At 36.5% G+C, this 22,818-nt stretch carries 18 protein-coding genes; 12 read left to right on the forward strand and 6 right to left on the reverse strand.

Annotation, left to right across the window (positions count from 1 at the left end; genetic code table 11):
* The 12 genes from L0669_RS19615 (at window position 1) to L0669_RS19670 (ending at window position 16,470) form a co-directional block, all read left to right on the forward strand.
* Complete coding sequence (locus L0669_RS19615) at window positions 1-1,146, forward strand: efflux RND transporter periplasmic adaptor subunit (protein ID WP_263759563.1); 1,146 nt, start codon at window positions 1-3, stop codon at window positions 1,144-1,146.
* Window positions 1,147-1,301: 155 nt separating this feature from the next.
* Window positions 1,302-4,415 carry an efflux RND transporter permease subunit gene (locus tag L0669_RS19620; RefSeq protein ID WP_263759564.1) on the forward strand — a complete coding sequence of 1,038 codons (3,114 nt, stop codon included), beginning with the start codon at window positions 1,302-1,304 and terminating at the stop codon, window positions 4,413-4,415.
* Window positions 4,416-4,425: 10 nt separating this feature from the next.
* On the forward strand, window positions 4,426-5,718 hold the full coding sequence (locus tag L0669_RS19625; protein ID WP_263759566.1) for a TolC family protein: 1,293 nt from the start codon (window positions 4,426-4,428) through the stop codon (window positions 5,716-5,718).
* An 11-nt stretch (window positions 5,719-5,729) separates the two neighbouring features.
* Window positions 5,730-6,395, forward strand: a complete 666-nt coding sequence (locus tag L0669_RS19630; RefSeq protein ID WP_263759567.1) for a PorT family protein — start codon at window positions 5,730-5,732, stop codon at window positions 6,393-6,395.
* A 164-nt stretch (window positions 6,396-6,559) separates the two neighbouring features.
* A complete protein-coding gene (locus L0669_RS19635; protein WP_263759568.1) occupies window positions 6,560-7,501 on the forward strand; it encodes a hypothetical protein in 942 nt (313 codons plus the stop codon).
* 379 nt (window positions 7,502-7,880) lie between these two features.
* Complete coding sequence (locus L0669_RS19640) at window positions 7,881-8,855, forward strand: heme-binding protein (RefSeq protein WP_263759569.1); 975 nt, start codon at window positions 7,881-7,883, stop codon at window positions 8,853-8,855.
* 130 nt (window positions 8,856-8,985) lie between these two features.
* On the forward strand, window positions 8,986-10,503 hold the full coding sequence (locus L0669_RS19645; RefSeq protein WP_263759570.1) for a ferritin-like protein: 1,518 nt from the start codon (window positions 8,986-8,988) through the stop codon (window positions 10,501-10,503).
* Window positions 10,504-10,513: 10 nt separating this feature from the next.
* Entirely contained in the window at window positions 10,514-11,101 is a 588-nt protein-coding gene (locus L0669_RS19650) for a hypothetical protein (protein ID WP_263759571.1), read from the forward strand.
* Window positions 11,091-12,005 carry an MNIO family bufferin maturase gene (gene bufB / locus L0669_RS19655; protein ID WP_263759572.1) on the forward strand — a complete coding sequence of 305 codons (915 nt, stop codon included), beginning with the start codon at window positions 11,091-11,093 and terminating at the stop codon, window positions 12,003-12,005. Before L0669_RS19650 ends, bufB begins: the two co-directional genes overlap by 11 nt.
* 9 nt (window positions 12,006-12,014) lie before the next feature.
* The gene (locus L0669_RS19660; RefSeq protein ID WP_263759574.1) at window positions 12,015-12,854 is read left to right on the forward strand and encodes an HvfC/BufC N-terminal domain-containing protein; all 840 of its coding nucleotides are present in this window, start codon (window positions 12,015-12,017) and stop codon (window positions 12,852-12,854) included.
* Window positions 12,855-12,989: 135 nt separating this feature from the next.
* Entirely contained in the window at window positions 12,990-14,708 is a 1,719-nt protein-coding gene (locus tag L0669_RS19665; protein WP_263759576.1) for a flavin monoamine oxidase family protein, read from the forward strand.
* A 1-nt stretch (window position 14,709) separates the two neighbouring features.
* Window positions 14,710-16,470 carry an alpha-keto acid decarboxylase family protein gene (locus tag L0669_RS19670; RefSeq protein ID WP_263759578.1) on the forward strand — a complete coding sequence of 587 codons (1,761 nt, stop codon included), beginning with the start codon at window positions 14,710-14,712 and terminating at the stop codon, window positions 16,468-16,470.
* 98 nt (window positions 16,471-16,568) lie between these two features.
* Here the strand turns inward: L0669_RS19670 and L0669_RS19675 are convergent, their stop codons facing one another.
* The 6 genes from L0669_RS19675 to L0669_RS19700 all read right to left on the reverse strand — a co-directional run bounded on the left by L0669_RS19675 (window position 16,569) and on the right by L0669_RS19700 (window position 22,673).
* Entirely contained in the window at window positions 16,569-18,320 is a 1,752-nt protein-coding gene (locus tag L0669_RS19675) for an alkaline phosphatase D family protein (protein WP_263759580.1), read from the reverse strand.
* Between the two features lie 118 nt (window positions 18,321-18,438).
* Window positions 18,439-19,158: a hypothetical protein gene (locus tag L0669_RS19680; RefSeq protein ID WP_263759582.1), complete on the reverse strand. Its 720-nt coding sequence runs from the start codon at window positions 19,156-19,158 to the stop codon at window positions 18,439-18,441.
* Window positions 19,159-19,342: 184 nt separating this feature from the next.
* The gene (locus L0669_RS19685) at window positions 19,343-20,977 is read right to left on the reverse strand and encodes an NADP-dependent glyceraldehyde-3-phosphate dehydrogenase (protein ID WP_263759583.1); all 1,635 of its coding nucleotides are present in this window, start codon (window positions 20,975-20,977) and stop codon (window positions 19,343-19,345) included.
* Window positions 20,978-21,185: 208 nt separating this feature from the next.
* Entirely contained in the window at window positions 21,186-21,698 is a 513-nt protein-coding gene (locus L0669_RS19690) for a PRC-barrel domain-containing protein (RefSeq protein ID WP_263759585.1), read from the reverse strand.
* Window positions 21,699-21,833: 135 nt separating this feature from the next.
* The gene (locus tag L0669_RS19695; RefSeq protein WP_173972819.1) at window positions 21,834-22,001 is read right to left on the reverse strand and encodes a hypothetical protein; all 168 of its coding nucleotides are present in this window, start codon (window positions 21,999-22,001) and stop codon (window positions 21,834-21,836) included.
* Window positions 22,002-22,214: 213 nt separating this feature from the next.
* On the reverse strand, window positions 22,215-22,673 hold the full coding sequence (locus tag L0669_RS19700) for a PepSY-like domain-containing protein (protein WP_263759586.1): 459 nt from the start codon (window positions 22,671-22,673) through the stop codon (window positions 22,215-22,217).
* Between the last annotated feature and the right edge of the window lie 145 nt (window positions 22,674-22,818).

Below are 22,818 nucleotides of genomic sequence, written 5' to 3' on the forward strand. Positions count from 1 at the left end.
ATGAAACTAAAAACTAAAAACAGCAGTAAAAAATTCGAACGCAAAAATCTCTTAGTAACACTAATTGCTGCAGCCGCATTAACTGCCTGTAACAATAAAACCGAAACGAAAGAAAACGAGTCTTTTTCTTTACAAGGCGATACCATTGTAGTTCCGGCAAAATCGATGATTGCTTCTAAATTAAAACTGGAAACCGTAAAAAATGAACCTTATGAATTTGAATTACAAACTGCCGGTACAGTTAAGGCAATTCCGAACTCGTATGCCGAAATTGCTCCACCGTTTTCCGGAAGAGTAACCAAAGTATTTTTAAAACTGGGTATGAAAACCCAGGCCGGAACACCGCTTTTTGAAATGGTTTCGCCGGATTTTACAGATGCACAAAAAAACTTTTTTCAGGCAAAATCCGGTTATCAGACTGCTAAACTTTCTTTAAAGCGTCAGCAGGATTTAAAAGCTCACGGCGTAGGTTCTCAAAAGGATTTGGAGGAAGCAGAAACTAGTTTTGAAGTCAGCGAAAAAGAATATCAGAATGCCGCCGCAAGCTTAAAAATATTTGGAGTTAATATCAACAAATTAGTTTTTGGACAGCCATTAGTAGTTACTTCTCCCATTGCCGGAGAAGTAATTGCCAATGAATTGGTTATGGGACAATTTTTAAAAGAAGAAGATGCTCCCAAAGCCAAAATTGCCGATCTGAAAAAAGTATGGGTTGCAGGGCAGATTAAGGAAAAAGACATTCGGTTTATTCATGAATTAGATAAAGCCGAAATTCAGGCCGGAGCTTATCCTGACAAAAAAATCACAGGAAAAATATTCCATGTTGATGAAATAATCGACGAAACGACCCGAAGCGTTCAGGTTTTAATTGAATGTGCCAATGCAGATCATCTGCTTAAACCCGGCATGTATGTATCTGTAAATTTTACCGATACACCCGTAAATACGCTGTTTGTTCCCGCAAAAGCGGTTCTCCAATTTAATGACAAAAGCTTTGTATTTGTTCAATTAGCCGACGGAAAATATGCACGCCGTTATGTAGAAACCGGAGTATCACAAAATGGGAAAATAGCAATCCAGTCAGGATTACAACCAAATGAAACCATTATAAGCGAAGGAGCCTTTTATCTCCTTGAAGCAAAATAATCCGGAAAATTAACCCAATCCCGATAGCCATCGGGAGCAAAGTTAAAATCATTAAAATCTTTTATCCCGATAGCTATCGGGAGTGGCTAAAAAAATGCAAAGCAAGCAAAAACCTTAGCACCTCAGAACCTTAGTATCTCAGCACCTCAAAAAAAATGAAAAAAAATATATTCGAAACAACAATAGCAAAACGCTGGCTGATTCTGGCGTTATTTCTGCTCCTCTCCTTATTTGGCTACTATTCGTGGACACAGCTTTCGGTCGAAGCCTATCCTGACATTGGCGATGTCACTTCTCAGGTGGTAACGCAGGTTCCCGGACTTGCCGCAGAAGAAGTTGAACAGCAAATTACGATTCCAATTGAGCGTGCCATTAACGGATTACCCGGAATGCATGTTATGCGAAGCAAAAGTACTTTTGGCTTATCTATGGTTACCATTGTTTTTGATGATGGTGTCGAAGATTACTTTGCCCGAGCCCGAATTCAGGAACGTTTAAACGATGTCGAATTACCTTATGGAGCAGCGCCTGGTTTAGATCCGCTTACCTCACCTACGGGTGAAATTTATCGCTACATAATTGAAAGCAAAGGTTACGATCTCCGAAAACTAAGTGAATTACAGGAATACACAATCGTACCACGCATCAAACAAGTTTCGGGTGTTGCCGATGTAACCAATTTTGGAGGAATCACAACACAATATCAAATTGAATTGGATCCGCGCAAAATAGAACAATACGGATTATCGCTGAGTGAAATAACCGAAACGATCGAAAAAAACAACGCCAATGTAGGCGGCAGCGTCATTAACCGCGGTGATCAGTCGTATGTCGTACGTGGCATTGGTCTGGTGAAAAATCTCGATGATATGGGCCGAATTGTAGTGAAATCTGTTAACGGAGTTCCAGTTTATCTAAATGATATTGGAAAACTTAAATACGGAAATCTGGAACGCAAAGGCGCATTAGGATATACAGATAAACGAGGCGTTGATTACTCAGATAATATCGAAGGAATTGTCCTTTTGCTAAAAAACCAAAATCCATCAGTAGTATTAAAAGGAGTTAATGAAGCTGTAGCCGATCTTAACAAAAATTACCTGCCCGAAGGCGTTAAAATTCATGCTTTTTTGGACAGAACCAATTTGGTAAATACCACTCTTACCACCGTTTCACATACATTGCTGGAAGGAATGGCTTTGGTTATTATTGTATTAATTGTATTTCTAGGAAGCTGGAGAGGCGCATTATTAGTCGCCATTACAATTCCAATTTCGCTTTTGATTGCTTTTATTCTAATGAAATTCACCACTATTCCGGCCAATTTACTTTCGCTTGGCGCCATAGATTTCGGAATTATTGTCGACGGTGCCATCGTAATGATGGAAACTATTCTGAAAAAACGGGAAGATGACGAAACCAAAGAACTCACCGAAAACAGCGTTGCCAACAGCGTAAAAAGTGTTGCGCGTCCCATTTTCTTTGCCACTCTTATCATCATCACAGCATACCTGCCATTGTTTGCTTTTGAAAGAGTAGAGAAAAAGTTATTTACGCCTATGGCATTTACTGTTGGTTATGCGCTTTTCGGTGCTTTATCGGTTGCTTTATTACTAATTCCGGGATTGGCTTATTTAATTTACCGAAAGCCGCAAAAAATGTATCATAACAAATGGCTTGATAAATTAACAAACGCTTATCATAACCGAATTCAAAAAATAATGCAGGCACCAAAAAAGGTATTTGCGCCTTTAATAGCCGTATTAGCCCTTGCTTTAGTACTTACTATAACCGTTGGAAAGGATTTTTTACCGTCTTTAGACGAGGGTTCAATCTGGCTCCAGGTTTCGTTACCGCCGGGAATCACTTTAGAGAAATCTAAAGAAATGAGTGACACCCTGCGTCACAGGACTTTAAAACACGAAGAAGTAACTTATATGATGGTGCAGGCAGGACGAAATGACGACGGAACCGATGCCTGGACGCCTTCTCACTATGAATGCAGTGTGGGTTTAAAACCTTACAGCGAATGGAAATCAGGAAAAACGAAAGAAGACTTAATCAAAGAACTTGCGGCTGAATATGCGACGATGCCCGGTTATAATATTGGTTTTTCGCAGCCTATGATCGATGGTGTAATGGATAAAATTTCGGGAGCACACAGCGAATTGGTTGTAAAAGTATATGGCGAAGATTATAAAGAAACCCGAAGAATTGCCGAAGACATCATCAAAACGCTGAAAAACGTTAAAGGTGCTGTAGATCTTGCTATCGATCAGGAACCGCCGTTACCTCAGATACAGGTAATTGCAGATCGTCAGAAAATTGCGCAATATGGTTTAAATGTAGATGATGTATCTGAACTTATCGAAGTGGCTATGGGAGGAAAAGCCGTTTCGCAGATTTTTGTAGGCAACAAAGTTTATGATATTACAGCAAGATACAACGAAGAAAGCCGTAATAATCCGGAGAAAATAGGAAACTTAATGCTCACAAATTCCGAAGGCGTAAAAATTCCTTTATCACAAGTATGTGATATCAAACTCAATACGGGAGAAAGTACTATTGCCCGCGAAACAAATAAACGCCATCTTACCGTTCGCTTAAACCTGCGAGGCAATGATTTGAGCTCTTTTCTAAAAGAAGCGCAAGCCAAAATCGAAAAAGAAGTAAAATACAATCATGAAGAATTTAAAATAAAATGGGGAGGCCAATTTGAAAATCAGGAACGTGCCTACGGCCATTTGGCTATTATCGTTCCGTTAGCGCTTGCCATTATGTTTGTGCTGCTGTACGGTGCATTTGGAAAATTCCGTCAGGCTGGATTGTTAATGAGTATCGTTCCTCTGGCATTATTTGGCGGAATGCTGGCTTTAAATGTTCGCGGTATGACTTTAAATGTTTCCTCGGCAGTAGGTTTTATAGCCTTATTTGGAGTAGCCATACAAAATGGAGTTATCATGATTTCTCATATTAATCAGCTGCGCAAAAACGGAATGACGCTTATAGAATCTGTAACCAATGGTGCAAAACAGCGTTTCCGTCCTGTTTTAATGACAGCCACAGTGGCGGTATTAGGATTATTACCTGCTTCACTGGCAACAGGAATAGGCAGCGATGTGCAAAGACCTTTGGCAACGGTTATTGTTTACGGACTTTTATTTTCTACTATCCTGACCCTTTTTGCTTTGCCTTCACTTTATTATCTCATCGAGAAAAAATTTGATTGGGCAGAAACGGCAAAACAACACGAAACTGATTCTCAATAAAACGATATTTATGATTAAAAATATAAAACAAAAATGGGTAACACTTTTGATACTGCTGACTTTTTCGGCAGTATCAAATGCCCAGATTGATACGACATTCGTTTCGGTAAAAATGAACTATCCTGATTTTCTTTCTCTCGTCAGTAAAAATAATCTGGGATATGCAGCCGAAAAATTTAATGTAGATATGGCACAGGCTAATACAGAAGCTTCAAAAGTTTTTCCGGATCCGGAACTGGCTGTTGGTGCAAGTGATAATGGCCAGCGCAGAATGCAGATGGGTTATGGTTTTTCTACCGAATTAAGCTGGACTCTTGAATTGGGAGGTAAAAGAAAAGCCCGAATAAATGTGGCCAAAAGTACAGCAGAACTAACCAAAACTTTATTAGAAGATTATTTTAGAAATCTAAGAGCCGAGGCTACTTTAAACTATTTAACCGGATTAAAACAAAAACAGATTTTTAAAGTACAGTTGAATTCATACACTATTCTTAAAAACATTGCCGCTACGGACAGCATCCGTTTTAAACTAGGAAGTATTACGGAGATTGATGCCCGCCAAAGTAAACTGGAAGCCAATTCAATGCTAAATGATGTGTACCAAAGTGAAGCCGATTGGAAATCAGCTCTTTTGGAATTGGGTACAATGCTTGGAAATCAAAAAGCAGATACGTTGTATTTACCTTCTGGTGATTTGACAAAATTTGAACGCCTATTTAATTTGAATGAACTTATCGTTACGGCTCAAAACAATAGAACCGACTTGCTTGCGGCCCTTAAAAACAAAAATGTCGCTCAGGAAATTTTAAAATTAACCAAAGCCAATAGAGTTTTGGATTTAGGTTTGAGTTTTGGTGTAGAAAATGCTTCTGTTGTTACTAATGTCGTGGCTCCTACTCCATCTTCTAATGCCGTTTCTGCCGGAATTACGATTCCGCTTAAATTTTCAAATCAAAACAAAGGAGAATTAAAAGCTGCCGAATTTAGCGTACAACAAGCAGACGTTTTGTACAAACAAACTGAGTTACAAATTCAAACTGAAGTTCGGAAAGCATGGTTTGCTTATCTCACCGCACAAAAACAAGTCAAGCAGTTTGATACGGGTTTATTGGCTGATGCAAAAAAACTGCTGGAAGGAAAAGTTTATAGTTACAAACGAGGTGAAACCACTTTACTTGACGTATTAAATGCACAGCGAACTTACAACGAAACACAGCTTAGTTATCACGAAACCCTGTACAATTATGCTGCTGCGTTAGTAGAACTGGAAAAAACAGCGGGTATCTGGGATATTAATTTTTAAAATCTGTAACAATGAAAAAAATCTATATAATCTTATTCCTGCTCTGTTCTCTGTTAAAAGTTAATGCACAGGAAACTGGGCTTACTTTTGGCATTAGCAGCGGTATAAACGGATCCTCATTAAATGGCCAGAATGTAGATAGTTTATCGACTGGCGGAGCGCCAAAAAGCTTAACTGGCCAAACTATTGGAATTACCCTCGACAATAAAATATCAAAATACTTTGGATTAAAACACGAGGTATTTTACAGTCGAAAATTGATGTCGCTTCAATTAAATGATACGATAAACGGCGATTATAAAAGTAAATTTAAACACCAGTATATTGAATTATTTCCTGTCAGTCTTGCTTTTTATTACAAAGGAATACAGCTTTTTGCAGGTCCGTATATTGGAATTTTGCTAAATGCTTCCTCACAGCGCAAGGATGCTGATGGAAATTTATATACCGATACATCAATCTACGGAAACGGTACAACGCCAAGTAAATACAGTCAAAAAATGGATGCCGGATTTACCGCTGGTTTAAATTATGAATTTTCAAATGGTATTCGTTTAGGCGGCAGATACATTAAAGGATTTGTTCCTCTTATCGAAAATGCCAATACAAAACCGCAATGGAAAATTTACAACGAAAGTTTCTTTATCACGATTGGATATACTTTTAAGAATAAGTAAATCGCTACATAGCCTATCTAAGGTTTACAAATATTCACCAAATAAAGATAAGCACTTATCGGTATTTACTCAAAAAATGTACATTTGATTTTAGATTGTTGTGCATTTTATGTTTTCAATTATACTTTAAAAAAAACAGTTAAAATAATTATTGATATAAATTTATGAAAAAGATCATTTACCTTTTATTAATTTGTGGGTCATCCTTAACTATTATGGCTCAAAAAATTACAGAAAAAAACTTTGTGCCGACTGAAGATATTGTCGTTTTTCCTATAACGTTAATTAATGCATTCCCCTTTATTTCTGGTGAAGTTAATGGTGTAAAAGGAAAATTTATGTTTGATACAGGTAATCAGAATGCACTTGATATCAATGACAATTTAGTTCAACTAACGCAAAAAAAAGAGAAAGGAAGTGGTCAGGTTGGCAGCGGTCAGAAATTTAAGGCTAATATAAATGATACCATTGCAGAAGTTAAACTAGCTGATGGATCTGTTTATAAAAACCTTGTAAACATTAAAAGCGGAAATTATGATTTTCTCCAAAACGCAATTACTCCAGATTGTATAGGATATATTGGGCATAATTTCTTTAAAGGATATCTTGTAAAATTAGATTATTTAAGAAGAAAAATTATACTGTATAAGAATACGGATCAGCGTAAATCTTCTAAAGATTTTTTAGAAGGCGAAAAAGTACTCGCCATTATTAATTTCGAAATCAGACGATTACCAAACCATCCTCTTGTTCGTGTAAAAATTGGGGGTATTGAAATGATAGCCGCATTCGATACCGGACAATATGGTACCTTTCAATTAGAAGATAAAGTAGATAAATTACTTACCGCAAAATCTTTGATTATTCCGTCAGGGAAAGATGCTGAAAATGATAAAACATATACAATCAATGATATGGTTCTGGACGGAAAATTCAAAGTTAGTCTTAAAGGTGTTTATTCTGAAACACGTGAAGATAATGAGCATGTTCGAGAAGCTCTCCAGATTACCGAAGATAATATTATTGATATTGGATACAGATTTCTAGATCAATACAAAACCATTTGGGATTATGAAGCAAAAAAAATATACATATTAGAAAAATAATCTATTATTGTTTAAGATTCAAAATGTTCCTTTAATTCAGCCTTTTGAAAATTCCAACAAAAAAGTCCTAATGAAAATTAGGACTTTTTTTTTATGGCAATATTTCATTGCTAAAAATTCAAAAATAAGATCTTCAGAAAACTCAAAACCCAGTAAAATAAAGCAATACAGTGGTTAGGTTCAAATTATTAAATGAAACTAAATCTCCTTTCAATCATTTACGCTTCAAAACCCAAAAAAGAAATCCATGCTGCTATTTCAGTCTCTTATGCATAAAAATTCGGGACTCATGCCTTTTTTTTTATTTAAGCTTTTTCATCGTAGTAATTTTATGAATAAATAATTCCCCAAAAAAGCAATCTAAACAAGAACCTACATCATGGAAAATTCAACTAACCTGGAAACACAAACTTGCCCTTATCTGGCGCAACAAGCTGCTTTGGCACCAGCTGTAATACCAGACATTACAACTCCAATTGTAACAACGACCAATCAGCCAACAGTTATTGGCACATCCAATCTCGGACTTTTAAATAATTTTATTGGTACCTGGAACAGTCCCACGGGAGCTAATGCTACGGGTTACAATGTTATGCCATTGCCTCAGGCAGATATTCCAAGCGGTTATATCACTAAAAACTTCCCTTATTTTGAAGAAATTTCTTTTTCAGCTATAGCGGGCGGAGCACCAAATCGTGAGGGTCGATACACACAAACAAGTGGCGTACTCTTTTATGAACAAAGAGTTTACATTGCTAACAATGCGGATCCAAACGGGGCACAACCTATAGAAAACACTTTAATTCATGCCGAAAATGGCACTTGGCTTTACCACGCAATACAACCTCAACTGGAAGGTCCTTATGGTCCGGGTACAGTTGCTGACAATACTATTATTCCAACACAAGATCCAACGACTCAATACAACAAACAAATTTCGGTACCACACGGTGTTTCCATTTTGATGGTTGGAGGACCAGTTGTTACCGGAACAGGCAATCCACTTTTTCCAACCGCCGACAGAACTCAATTACCTTTTACAGACCAGTCTATTATTGATCCATCAACCTATCTCACACAGCAATTGAGTTCATTAAATGCTAACGGAATTACAGTTACAAGCTATTCCAGTATTACGGTAAGTACCACTAATCATGGTGGCGGAGTAAATAATATCAATTTTGAAAATTCTTTTGGAAAGGTAATTTCAATGGAAACGACTTGGTATGTTGAAACTTTGAGTAACGGAACAGTTCAGTTGCAATACATTCAAAATATTGTTTTACAGTTTTTGATTAATGGTGTTCCTACTGAATTTCTACATATTGATGCCAATACTTTGCAAAAGGCATAAACATTCGCACCAATCTGAATACTGAATATGGAGCCGGATTAACCGATAACATTGGCAGTTTACAGGTACGTATAAAAATTTAAAACAAGAAAGATTACAAATAAACCTATTGCCAAAAAAAAATAACTACATGGAAACAAAAAAACTTTTTAAATTTTCGGATACGGTAACAAAAGAAAATATCCCGGAAGTAATGCAGCAAGCAATTGCGCTTGAACTTGCTACTATCCCAACATATTTATCTACCTATTATTCGATAAACAGAGCACAGAATCAGGACACATTGTACGCTAAAATCCATACTCAGCTTACTCAGGCCGGCAAACTTACTCCTGCAGAAATTGATGCATTGGCACAAGAACTGAAAGTCGACGTATTGGTTTATTCCAACAAAGCGGCAGCTTTAATTATGAGTGTTGTTATCGAAGAAATGCTGCATCTTGCTCTTGCATGCAATGTCAAACAAGCTGTTTGTCAAATTGCTCCCGATCTAATGGGAATTGGAAAAATATTATCATTTCCAACACAATTAGACGGACATATCCCCGAGTTTCAAATTAATGCTGCAAAATTATCGTTAAATCAATTGACTACTTTCCTGCAGATAGAAAGCCCTGAACCATTTGAAGATCCTTACAAAGACAAACAATTACTAAATACAATTGAATATAAGACTATTGGTCGCTTGTACGAATTAATTATTACGTGTATAAAAGAAGATTTTCCCGGCCCCTATAATTACAGACCACAATTGCTTCCTCCAGATGATACAGGTCGTGCGAGACCATTCTATTCTCAAAATTCCATGAATACTGTGCATTATGACAGAGACCACAATCCTCAGTTTGCAAATGAAGATGAAAGTGGCGGACTTCTTGGCGTTTATGATGCTAATTCAGCAATTGAAGCTATAGGACGTATCATTGAACAAGGAGAAGGAAAAAGTGATGACCAACAACATATCTTAGAATGGGGTGAAAATAAAATGCCTGTTCCATTGGAAATTGTTGATGGAAAGGCTGTTTTTTGGCCAGGTGATTATGATGATACAGGAAAAGAACTGGCTCACTTTGCTAAATTCCTGGAAGTCTACAGTTTTGGTGGTTACTATCAGGAAAAGTTTAGTAAAATTCAGGGCTTAGACGATTTCTTTAGCTATTTTGTATATAATACTGATGCTAATCCTCAAACAGCCGACTATGCTGCTTCAGGTAACGAGGCACTGGCATTGTGTTCAGAATTAGGTAATGCCGTTTTTGCTTATATTCTTTTAATGATTGAAGCCTGCTATTACAAAGACGAAAGCACTCAATACGATCTATTCATGTATGGTATTCATAAATCGATGATCTGGCTTTTGAGTGGTGTTGGAAACCAAATCAATAAATACACTTATACTAAAAACAATACAACCTACCAAGGCGCTCTGACATTTGAACCATATTTATTTGAGCAAAGTTCGCTAAGACCTAAAGCACAAATTATGAATTTAGTCGATCAATTGGCTAAAGCAGATCCTAACTGGAGTTGGGCAACAGATCCTAAATACGACAATTATTTTCCAGCTCTGCCAGATGTAGGTCTAGATTATAGCATTGTATCCGATGTGCCTAAAGTACCAAGTACCCCATATACTCACCAATCTTAAAAAACATATTATGTCAGAATTAGAAAATAGAGAGCTTCATGTATGTATGGGGCTTAATTCATGCAAAAATGCAGGATATTCAGGAAATAATGACTGTGCAGGAAAGGGAGATTGCTCAACAGCAGTTGGTCATCCTTGCCACACTTTAAACGAGTGCAAAGGACAAGGTGGTTGCGGTATTTTTGGCACTACCGAAGAATTTTGTCATCCGGGTCAAAATGAATGCCGCTATCAGGGTAGCTGTGGTGTGCCCATTTTGTCCTCTCGTTTTATGGCGCAAGGTCCCAATAAAGGACTTAGCGTTTGGCAATTAGCCAGAATACGTTTCGAAGAACAAAGAAAAGAAAATGGTGAGGAATTTGGCCCAGCTCCGCTACCATACGGACCAAGTGAAGATTACGTAAATACCATTCGCCATACAACAGGTGTCGATTATTCTTCTTGCGGACAAAGTGGTTCAAGATCTTGCTCTTACATCAACAATCCTGCCGAAAGAAAGATTGCAGCCGACCTAAGAGTTTTGAAAATGGAACAGGAAAGTGCCAAAAAACTACCGGAGAGTCTTTCAAATTGTAAACCAAAAAACAATGGCAACTAGACTCGGATTACCCAATTTAGGATTGGGTTTAGGACTTAGAAGCCAGCATTTCGAGCATATTCTGAAAAAGAATCCTGCCGTAGATTGGTTTGAGGTGATTTCTGAGAATTTCATGGACTCACACGGAAGACCGAGACACATCTTACATCAAATAGCAGAACGATATCCCGTGGTCATGCACGGGGTTTCGTTGTCTATTGGAAGTACTGATCCGCTAAATTTAGATTACCTCAGCAGTTTAAAACAATTAGCAACAGAAGTAAAACCCGCCTGGATTAGCGACCATTTGTGCTGGACAGGAGTTTTAACGACCAATTCGCACGATTTACTTCCGCTTCCGCTAAATGACGAATCATTAAAACACGTTTGTAACCGAATCAATCAGGTGCAGGATTATTTAGAGCGACCGCTGATTGTGGAAAATCCAAGCACTTATGCCGCCTTTAATAATTCTACGCTTCCGGAATGGGAATTTTTACGAATAATGACCGAAGAAACAGGCTGCGGATTACTTCTGGATGTCAACAATGTTTATGTGTCTTCTTTCAATAATGACTTTGATCCCGTAGAATATATCAAAGGAATTCCGCATGATAAAATTGTACAAATGCATTTGGCCGGTCATCAAAATTGTGGCAATTATATTATTGATACACACGATAGAGAAGTGAATTCTCAAGTATGGAAATTATTTCAACTGGCTTATCAACTGGCAAATGAAGCATCAGTTTTATTAGAATGGGATGGTAATATTCCGTCCTTCGATGTCTATCATTCCGAATTACTTAAATCAAAACAATATATGGATGAAACCTTTATTGGAATTGAAAACGAAGTTCTGTTTATGGATAAAGAGCAGGTTTCAAACCCATTGAATCTTTTTGAAATGAATAAATTTATATAAGCACAAAAAATGCAGCAAACGGCCAAAATACCATTAAAAAATTTCCAGCAATGGATGCAGCAACTTTTACTGGATCCTTACCAGCAAACGGGAATCAATCCTAGTGATTTACTTTCGGATCAATTAAATGCTGCTTCAATTGAAGATGTGATTTGTCATTCTGAAAAACTTACCGCACAGGAACATTTGGGTATTTATCAAAGAAGTTATATTGCTCGTTTGCGAAATTGTATGTCGCAGCAATTTAGCGCTTTAGAATATGCCTTAGGTGAGGCTCTATTTTGCGCTTTCGCGGATGATTATCTCGCTTCAAAGCCTTCGCAGAACTATAACTTAGCCTATTTAGGAGCTCATTTTGCAGACTATCTCGAAACCAACCGACCTGATGCTCAAGAAAATATAAAAGAAGACTGGATTGATTTCATGATCGAACTCGCCCGATATGAATATGCAATCGGAGTTATTTTCGAAATGAAAGCCGAAGAAGATTATCCATTAGCTACAATAGATACGGATGAAAATAAACTACAACTCGTACCAATATGCGAGTTGTTTCAATTTCGATTTCCTGTTCGAAAATATTATTCTGATTTTAAAAATGAAAAACAACCCCATTTGCCTTCTGAAAGCGAAAGTTATTGTGTAGTCCTGAGACACAAATTTAAATTAGCTATTTATGATTTACATAAAGAACAATTTGAGTTTTTGAATTCTTTAAAAGAACAAAACAATATTGCTGAAGCCAAAGAACTCATTAAAACTCAATATAAAGAAAGTCCTCATTTATTTGATGAAGTTTGGAACAGTTGGAAGAAATCCTGGATAACTGCTCATTTTTTTCGAGTTTAAGTAGAAACATCAAAATCACATCTTCTACAAAAAAACAGATAAAATTCTCCTTAAAAAATCAAATTTCACTGAATTAATTCATAAATAATTCCATTCAAAAACAAAAAAATAACCCCATAACTAAACCACCTCATCATGGAAAACTATTTACACGGCTTACTCGACGAAGACAACGACGTTATTATCCAGCAATACTTAAAGTACATTGACGACGGAATCCCGCGTACGGATAAAGCAAAAGACGTATTAATTATTGGTGCCGGAATGGCCGGAATGGTAGCTGCAAGTCTGTTAAAACAAGCGGGGCATAATGTTACGATAGTCGAATCAAATACGCGTGTTGGCGGCAGAATTAAGACTTTCAGAAATTCTGAAAACAAAAAATATTTTGAAGACGACACAGTTTATGGTGAAGCCGGTGCGATGCGTATCCCAACCATACATCAGATGGTGCTCAAATACATTGATAAACTGGGACTCAAAACTGAGCCCTTTTATTATCTGTCTGTAGATAAAAAACAAGCCATTGCCTATCAGGCTGATCCAACTAAACCGGAGCCTGAGGTTACCAGGAATTCCCTTTTCTACGTTAACCGCAAACGCGTTGTGCAGAATGAATATATCCGAAAAGATGGAGCTAAAGTCGATGTAAACAAACTGTTGGACTTTCATCTGGGCACTAGCGAAAACATGCGTTCCGACCAATTAATGGCTAATATTATTAATCCGCTTAAAGCTTTTATTGCAGAAGATCCTGAGAAAAACTGGCCATTACTAATCGAGCGTTACGGAGAATATTCGATGCGTCGTTTCTTAAAAGAAAATTCGCTGTATTCAGAGAATGCTATCGAAATGATTGGAGTGCTGCAAAATCTGGAATCCCGAATGTCTTACGATTTTATACAAAGTTTTATTGAGCAAAATATCATCAAGGATTCTACTCGATTTTTGGAAATTGTTGGCGGAAGCGACCTGCTTCCAAATGAATTTTTTAAAGCTCATAACCTTGAAGAAAACACTTATTTTGATTGCAGAATGACCAAAATGATGCTCGTTAACAACAAGGTAAAAATAGAAGTGGATATTGAAGTACAACGTGACTTTCAGTTTTATGAAGACGCAGGATTCAAAGCATTAAAAACGCCGGTGAGTGATCTTGAATTTGATGAAGTAATTGTCACTATCCCCTTTTCGGCACTAAGACATGTATATGTAACACCTCAGTTCAAACAACAAAAACGAAAAGCAATTCGAGAACTGCATTATGATTCTGCTACTAAAATATTACTGGAATTTCGTGAGAAATGGTGGCAGGAAGCTCCTTATAATATTGTTGGCGGCGGTACGATTACTGATTTTTCAAACCGTTTTACCTATTACCCAAGCAATGATTTGGGAGCTAAAGGGCATGGTGTCGTGCTGGCATCGTATTGCTGGTCTGATGAAGCAAGCCGTTGGGATTCTATGGATGACGACGACAGATATTTTTATGCGCTTAAAAACCTGGCTATCATGCATTCTGATGACGAAAAAGAACAGCAGCGCATTATTGACCTTGCTGTGGTTACCTCGAGCATAAAAGACTATAAAAAGAAAGGCGGAAAATTAATCGGTGGAGCAACGCAAAGCTGGATGCGTGACCCATATGCTTATGGTGAAGCGGCGATATTTAATCCGGGACAGCTACAGTTATTGCAGCGTCATATTATCTCAACTGAATGGAACGGAAAAGCACATTTTGCAGGAGAACATACTTCGCTAAAACATGCCTGGATTGAAGGCGCCATCGAGTCCGGAATCCGTACAGCATTAGAAGTCAACGAAAATACTGGTAACCTTAATAATCCTATTTAAGATGTCACAGCAAAAAATCACCGTTGCAAAATACCTGCAAATACGTCTGGAACAACTAGGACTCACCCATTTATTTGGAATTGCAGGCAATTATACCGCACCGTTTTTGAATACGATTCAAGAAGATAAAAATGCAAAAATTAAAATCGTTAACGATACGAATGAAATAAACGCCGGACATTGCACTGATGCCTACGCACGTCAAAACGGTTTTGCTGCAGTAGCGGTAACGTATGGTGTGGGAGCATTTACGCTGCTTAATTCGGTTGCGGGTTCTTATGTAGAACATTGTCCAGTTCTTGTTATTAATGGCGCTCCGACTAATAAAGACCAGCAAAGAAGCCTTGTTCAGGGTATGCTGGCATCACACATGACAGGTGATATGTACAGTAATATCAATGTGTTCCGAAATGTTACTGTTGCAGCAGAACAAGTTACAGGTTCATCAGATGCTCCTTATAAAATTGATTCCGTTTTAAACGCCTGCATTTTATATGGAAGACCCGTTTATCTTGAAGTTTTTGAAGATGTATGGCGAATGGAATGCAATCCGCCTACAGCTCCATTGGTAGAAAGAGAGGCATCTAAATGTCAAGCAAGTGCGCGAAAAGCTGCACAAAGAGTCGCTGCAATGGCAAAAGGAAAAGAAATTATTTTCTGGGGTGGCATTGAGATCCAACGCTATGGTATTCAAAAGGAATTCCTGGATCTGATCGAAACTACCGATACGGAATTTGTAACTTCTATACTCGGGAAATCAATCGTGTCTGAAAATCATCCTAAATTCAAAGGCGTTTTTAATGGCAAGGCATCGCCAAAAGATGTCAAGGAACGATTCGAAAAAGCTCAGCTAAAAATCGGTCTTGGCGTATGGACGACTGGCAAAAATTTGGGTGGTTTTGATGTATGGAAAGAAGATACTGTACTTGCTAATCATAGCGGTGTACGTATTGGGGCTTCCTATATCGCTAATGTATCGCTAAGAGATTTTATGATATTCCTGAAAGAAGAACTTACCAAAGTTACTTTTAGTGCTTACGAAATGTATGATGCAGAGCGGCTGCCTGAGTCATTTTTTCTGGCTAATAACAAAATAACAAAAAGAGGAAGACCGGCTCTTACTTATGATACATTTTTCAGCCGAATCAATAGTTTTATAGACGAGAAACATATAGTGGTTGCCGATGCGGGTTTTCCTTTATTGGGTGCTCAGGGCATTCGTATTGCAGAACCTAACGGATTCGTAGCGCAGGCATCATGGCTTTCGATAGGTTATTCTGTTCCTGCGGCAACCGGAATAAAATGTGCCAGACCAGATAAAAGGCCGGTAGTATTTGTTGGAGACGGTGCTTTTCAGGAAACTTGCCAAGCCATTTCTACACAGAATAAACTGAAACACGACACCATTGTTTTTGTTTTGGATAATGGTATTTACGGTATCGAACAAATGCTTGTTAATCCCAATCCGTTTCGTGGTGCAGAAAAGGTCGAATATAGCGTTCCCGATTTAAACAATGTTTATGATTACAACGAAATGCACCGTTGGAAATACGCGAAACTTGTTGATGTGTTTGGAGGCAAAGGTTTTGAAGTCAATACTCTCGAAGAACTCGAGGACGTTATAAAGCAGCTTGACGATATTAAAGAAAATACCATTATCCATATCAATATTCCTAAAACGTCTATTCCTGAAGCAATTGCCTATAAAACAGAAGAGCCTGGAGAGGATGAATTTCTGGATAAAAACTGGAGTTTATGCTAGGTTTAAAATGGAATAATTTTTAAAACATTTCATCAGAATAAACAAAAAAAGCCATCTCAGTTTTCATTACTAAGATGGCTTTTAAAATTTTAGTATTTCTAGGCTATCGTATATTTTTTTTCTGTAATAGTAGTCGTAGTTTCCGTTGTTACACTGTCTATAAATCGCCATTCAGCTTCAGAACCAGATGGTGTAAATTTAAGATAGGTATATCCTCGCTTGTACAAATTGGCATATTCTAAATCATCTATCAAAACGGTAAATGCTTGTGCTAATTCTATCGCCTTTTTAGGATCGGATGTAATTCCAAGATAAGCTTCCAATCCTGGCGAAGAAACAGAACTACAAGCAATTTCAGTACCTATAAATTTCCCCTGCATATTGGTCAATTTACCCATCCAGGCATTATGTGTATCTCCGGCCAGCACTACAACATTTTTCCCGGAAAGTATAGCATACAATTGTTCTCTTTCTGCAAAATAACCATCCCAGGCATCCAGATTATAAGGCAAAGTTGTCGTAACTCTCGCAATTTCCTGAGCAGTTAATGACGGATCATTTTGTTTGTGTCTCATTTTAATAACAACAAGTTCAGAGATTGCGCCAATAAGTGCCTGCATAGTTGCCGGCTGTGCACTTCCAAAATGATCTACTTCTGCTAAAACCTGATTCAAAAGTAACAGCAGCTCTGCAGGAATCAGCATTTTTGTCATCAGAATCTGCTGCCCTAATACTTTCCATTTAGCAGTATCTGCATTAATCTGTGATCCCAGCCATGTCATTTGTTCGCTTCCAATCAATTTTCTGTTTGTACTTAAAAGATCGGTTCTGAATTTTGTCTGGTCAAAATTCCCCACATTATCAATATAATCAGAATAACTCATTTGCTTATCTCTGGCAATAACTCGGGTATCCATCATATAAAGCGAAAGAATATTACCAAAATTAAAACTTCTGTAAATTCTAAGATCTTTTCCTGTTTTAAGCGGAATATATTCGCTGTACGCCTGAAAAGCGGCCATTTTTCTCATCTGAAAATCTCCTTCGGCAGGCTGATGATTTTCAGCACCTGATTTATAAGTATCATTGGCAAATTCATGGTCATCCCAAACACATATAAAAGGTTTTTTCTGATGAAGAAGCTGAAGATTTTTATCTCCTCTGTATTGTCTGTAACGTTCTCTGTAATCGCCTAGGCTTAAAATCTCTCTGGCGGGTTTATGTTCTCTGCCCAGCGAATTGGTAAATGGGTTTGTACCATATTGTCCCGGCGCATATTCGTAAATATAATCTCCAAGATGAACCACTACATCTGCATCTGACGAAGCGATTGCACCATATACATTAAAAAGTCCTGCCGGAAAATTAGAACAGGAAACAACAGCCATTTTTACTTCATTTACACTATCTGCTTTAGATGGCAGTGTACGTGTTTCCCCAATAACCGTTACCTGTTTGGTTTTGACATTATAAAATCTATAATAATATTTTGTATTAGAAGTAATGTTCTGAACATCTACCGCTATTGTAAAATCATTTATGGATGATGCCGCTGCCTGCCCTTTTCTTACTATTTGAGAAAATCCGGCATCCTTACTTAGCTCCCAGGTTATTTCAGCATCTGAACCTACTGAATATCTTGTCCAGATAATCACTCCTGTTTCTGTCGGGTCAAAACTGGCTACTCCAGTCTCAAATCCTTCATTTTTCAGTCCATCCGGCGCACCGCTGTTATCTGATTTATCATCGTCACTACAGCTTTCAATAAGTGGAGCGATGAATACTCCTCCAGCGGCCAATAAAGAATTTCTTAGAAACCTTCTTCTGCTTAAATCATTGTTATTTTCCATAAAAAAATTTTTATATCAAAAAAACAATGTATTATTAAAACAGAGGTTATGGTATTTTTAAAATTACCTTACATTAATATTAACAATCCAATTACTATAATAAGTTATTGATCTTTACTTAAAATAATATAGAAAAGCCTTTGGTATATTTTAGAAATAAATCGACTGCAATCATGATAATTACGACTAAAATAAACACTAATATATACGTAATTATTTGCGCTTTTTTATTGAATTCAAAATTGGTAGGATTTATAAAATAATCCGCATAAACAGCCTGAGAAATTTTTATATGAGGACAAAATAAAGTAGCTCCCTGCAGAAAATGTCCAATGAGTTGATATTTATTTTTTGGGATATAAGTCATTCCATTGTCAGGTTTAGAAAAATGAATCGGAATCTGTTTACCTTCCTGAAAACCGAAAATATATCCTGGAGAATATTTTGTTCCGATTTTTCTATCGATATCACTTACGTAAGGTTCTTTACTGCTTTCGAGCTGTTTGTATAAAATACTCTGAATAGTACCATTGTATTGATGATGATGTATACCATTCCGATCTACAGAAATGAGGATGATTTTCTTAGAATTTTGATGCTTGTAATTTTTATAAAGTGCCCAAAGCCCCCAAAGCAGAATGGGGAAATATATTAAGTTGAAAATCATTTCATTAGTCGATATGGGACTATCATACTCCAGCTGAAGACTTAAAGGAAGCGCTATTAATAAAGCAAGCATTGCTATAAACAAAAGTCCGAACATTGTGTACGCACAAATAGTAGCAGTTAAATTACGTTTTGAAGTTATTTCAGGAAAATTTTCTTGGTTATAAATCATTCACTAATTATGGTTAAAAAACATTTTTAAAATTCAGATGAGCTGTGCCATACAAATCTACTAAATTTAAAAATTCCTAATTCAAATATTTCAAAGGATAAAATCAATGAAGCACTTTTTCTATACCAGATCTTAATAAAAAAGGACAGCAAATAGCTGTCCTTTTTTATATGTTTTCAAAGTTTTAAAAAATATAATCTGTACTAAGAAAATTAGAATCATGATCTCTTACAATCGAATTAAACAAAGTCTTATTAGCAGATGTAGCTTTGGTTGCCACAAGCGAACGAATAGAAAAAGAACGTAATGCATCTGATATTGATAAAGTTCCTTCGGCGCTGTCTTTTCTTCCGGTGAATGGAAAAACATCAGGACCACGCTGAGACTGGCAATTAATATTCACACGACTTACCAGATTTACAAAGGGATCAATGAGACTTGCAACTTCCTGCGGATCTTCACTAAAAATACTCACCTGCATTCCGTGCGAGGCATTGATTTGATAAGCTATAGGCTCATCAATGGAATCAAAAGGAACCACAGGAATAATAGGTCCAAATTGTTCTTCGTGATACAGTTTCATTTTATCATTTACCGGATATACAACGGCAGGAAAAACAAACGAATGGTTTGTATAGCCACCATTTTCATTGATAATTTTAGCGCCATTGGCTAAAGCGTCATCAAGACATTCTTTAAGGTATGCAGCTTTATCTACTTCAGGAAGAGGCGTAATTTTTACGTCCTTTTCCCATGGAAGCCCAGGTTTTAAAGCTGCTACGGCATCACTTAATTTGGCAACAAATTCCTGAGCAACTTCTTTTTGAACAAAAATTAGTTTTAATGCAGTACAGCGCTGTCCATTAAAAGATAACGCACCCAGCAGGCATTCATTCACTGCCACATCCAAATCGGCATTTTTGGTAACAATAGCAGCATTCTTCGCATCAAGACTTAAAATAGATCTCAGCCTGTTGGCCATAGGATGTAATTTCTTAAGACTATTGGCTACTTTGCTCGAACCTATAAAAGCCAATACATTGACCTTCCCGCTTTCCATCAAAGGAGAGATTATTTCTGCCCCACGTCCGTATAAAGTATTTACAGTTCCGGGAGGAAAAGCTTCCTTAAAGGCATTTAGCAAAGGATAGTGCGCCAATACACCGTGTTTAGGTAATTTAAATAAAATAGTATTACCCATAATTAACGCCGGAATAAGAGTGGTGAAAATTTCGTTAAGGGGATAATTAAAAGGTCCCATACTCAGCACCACTCCAAGAGACGATCTTCTGATTTGAGCCAGTATCCCTTCTGCTTCTTCAAACCTTGACGATTGTCTGTCCAAATCCTTCAATGCATCAATTGTTGCATTTATATATTCGACAGTTCTGTCAAATTCCTTGGTGGAATCTCCAAGACTTTTGCCAATCTCCCACATCAGAAGTTTAATCACAATTTCACGCTGTTGAATCATCAGATATACAAATTTCTGCATACACGCAATACGGTCCTCCACGCTCATTGTAGGCCAGACACCCTGTCCATTATCATACGCTGCAACCGCTGAATCAAGAGATTCCATCGCTTCTTTGACAGTTGTATGAGGAATTGTTCCAACGAGTTTTCGCGAGATTCCTTCCCCCGACCCTACAAAAACAGGAGAAAAAACTTGTGTTGTTTCGCCGTTCCAGGGTACTAACTGACCGTTTAAAAGGTATTCACGCTGGTGAATTTCTGAAATCTTATATTGATCGGGAATAAGGCTTTCATCTGTAAACAAAGTGTTTATCGCATCTATTGATGCTTTTAAATTTTCCATATAAAATATTATTTATAACCGTTTTTTTTATGAGTAACGAAAAATGTTTTAATAAAAATAAAACCATTGTCAATTTACAAAAATTAACTATAAAGAACTGATAATGATTAAAATAAAAAACAAATTATACAAAAAAAAAGATCAAACATTATTAAACGTCTGATCTTTTTAATCCTTATTCGCACTCGCCAATATTTGACGAAAGACGCTATTTGTTATCAAATTCTCTTCGATTGTAAAAAGAATCATCATCGCTATAATATACTGAGTCAGGATCTTTTTCAGGATAATAAGAATTCATTACTCTTCTTTCATACTCCCGGTCAAAATTGTCCTGCCTGTTATATCTGCTTGTATTTCTAAATGTCTCATATCCTATACTGTTGGCCATAACGGTTTTGGTATCTTTATTAATGTTAACTGCTCCAATGGGAATTATAACATGACTGTCTCCGTCTTTATAAATAAACTCCTTTCTGTTCTCTTTTGCTATAACGTCATGGATTTCATTACGACTGTCTTCAATTAATACTTTATCTGCTTTAACATCCAGATAAACAACACGCTTCATATCTTTATTGACCCAAAGATTATCAATGGTACCTATAGTACGGTTCTCAGCATCTACTATTTTCCATCCTCGTACGTCAGAATAGTTTGAAGCAACTTTATAATCAGAAAGTTCATCTAATCTATATAAATTTCTATCTTTATTTTCCATATGTTTTTTTTAATATTATAAATTCTTTTCCGTTAGCGTGGCTTTAGGAAAATTTTAAATTTAAGTCTGCCTTTACTTCTGTAACAAATTTTATCAGGTATTCAAAAGCTATTTTGTTTCCTGTTGATTGCTTAATTAATTTGTTGTGTTGTCAGTGCTGGTAGTATTTTCAATTTGCGTACTATTATCAGTTTGCGTTTCATTATCTCTCAAAAAGATATAATATACAATTGCTGAGATTAATAGAACAACTACAATCCATGGCCATACAGGCTTTTTTTTCTCAATTTTAATTTCTGCCATAACTTATTTTTTTTTGATTGTAAATTAGTTTTTATTCACTAATAAAGGTACAAATGAGATATCTCTAAAAAGTATGTAATTTCATCTGGATATTACACAATTCCCAGTATATGAGCTTTTTGAAAATGAGAGGAGATTTATAAATATATGCAGATTCTAAATAAAAAAAGCCCTAATTTTCATTAGGGCTTTTTCTTAGTTTTTATGTTTTTCTTAATAATCAATTCTTATAAAGTTCCCTTGACGATCAAAAACTAGTTCCAGGTTGTTAGAAATTTCTACTTCGACAGTTGTTCTTTCATTATCAATAGAAGTTACAAATTGATTTGGATAATTTGTTGCTACATAGGTTTGTATTTTTTCCGGAATTAATTCAACAGGAATGGCTTGATGATTTCCTTCAATATCAATCCAGTTGCCATCGGCATCAAAATCAATTTCGAAATAATTGCTTAGTTTAACATCATAAATAGATCCGTCGATAGAAACAACCTTTTCCTTTGTTACAAGTACATAATTTGCATCAGGAAAATATTTTTTTACAAATGCATCGGCAGCTTTTGGTAAATCAGTAGCATTAATTAAAGTTTCGTTGTCGTTGTCACTATCACACGATGTTGCGGCTAATAAAAGTGATACAGCTATAAAGCTGCTTAAAATTGTTTTTTTCATAATTGTTTTTAATGAAGATTTTTAAATTTTTGATTCTCTTTTTACTAATTACTTTAAGAAAATCTATCTGATTATTTCTTTGCAAACTTATCAACAAAACAAAAAAGCAAAAGACCAATGTTTTTTTTATTTACAGCAGGATAAG

The sequence above is a fragment of the Flavobacterium bizetiae genome (assembly GCF_024271895.1).
Taxonomy (GTDB): domain Bacteria; phylum Bacteroidota; class Bacteroidia; order Flavobacteriales; family Flavobacteriaceae; genus Flavobacterium; species Flavobacterium bizetiae.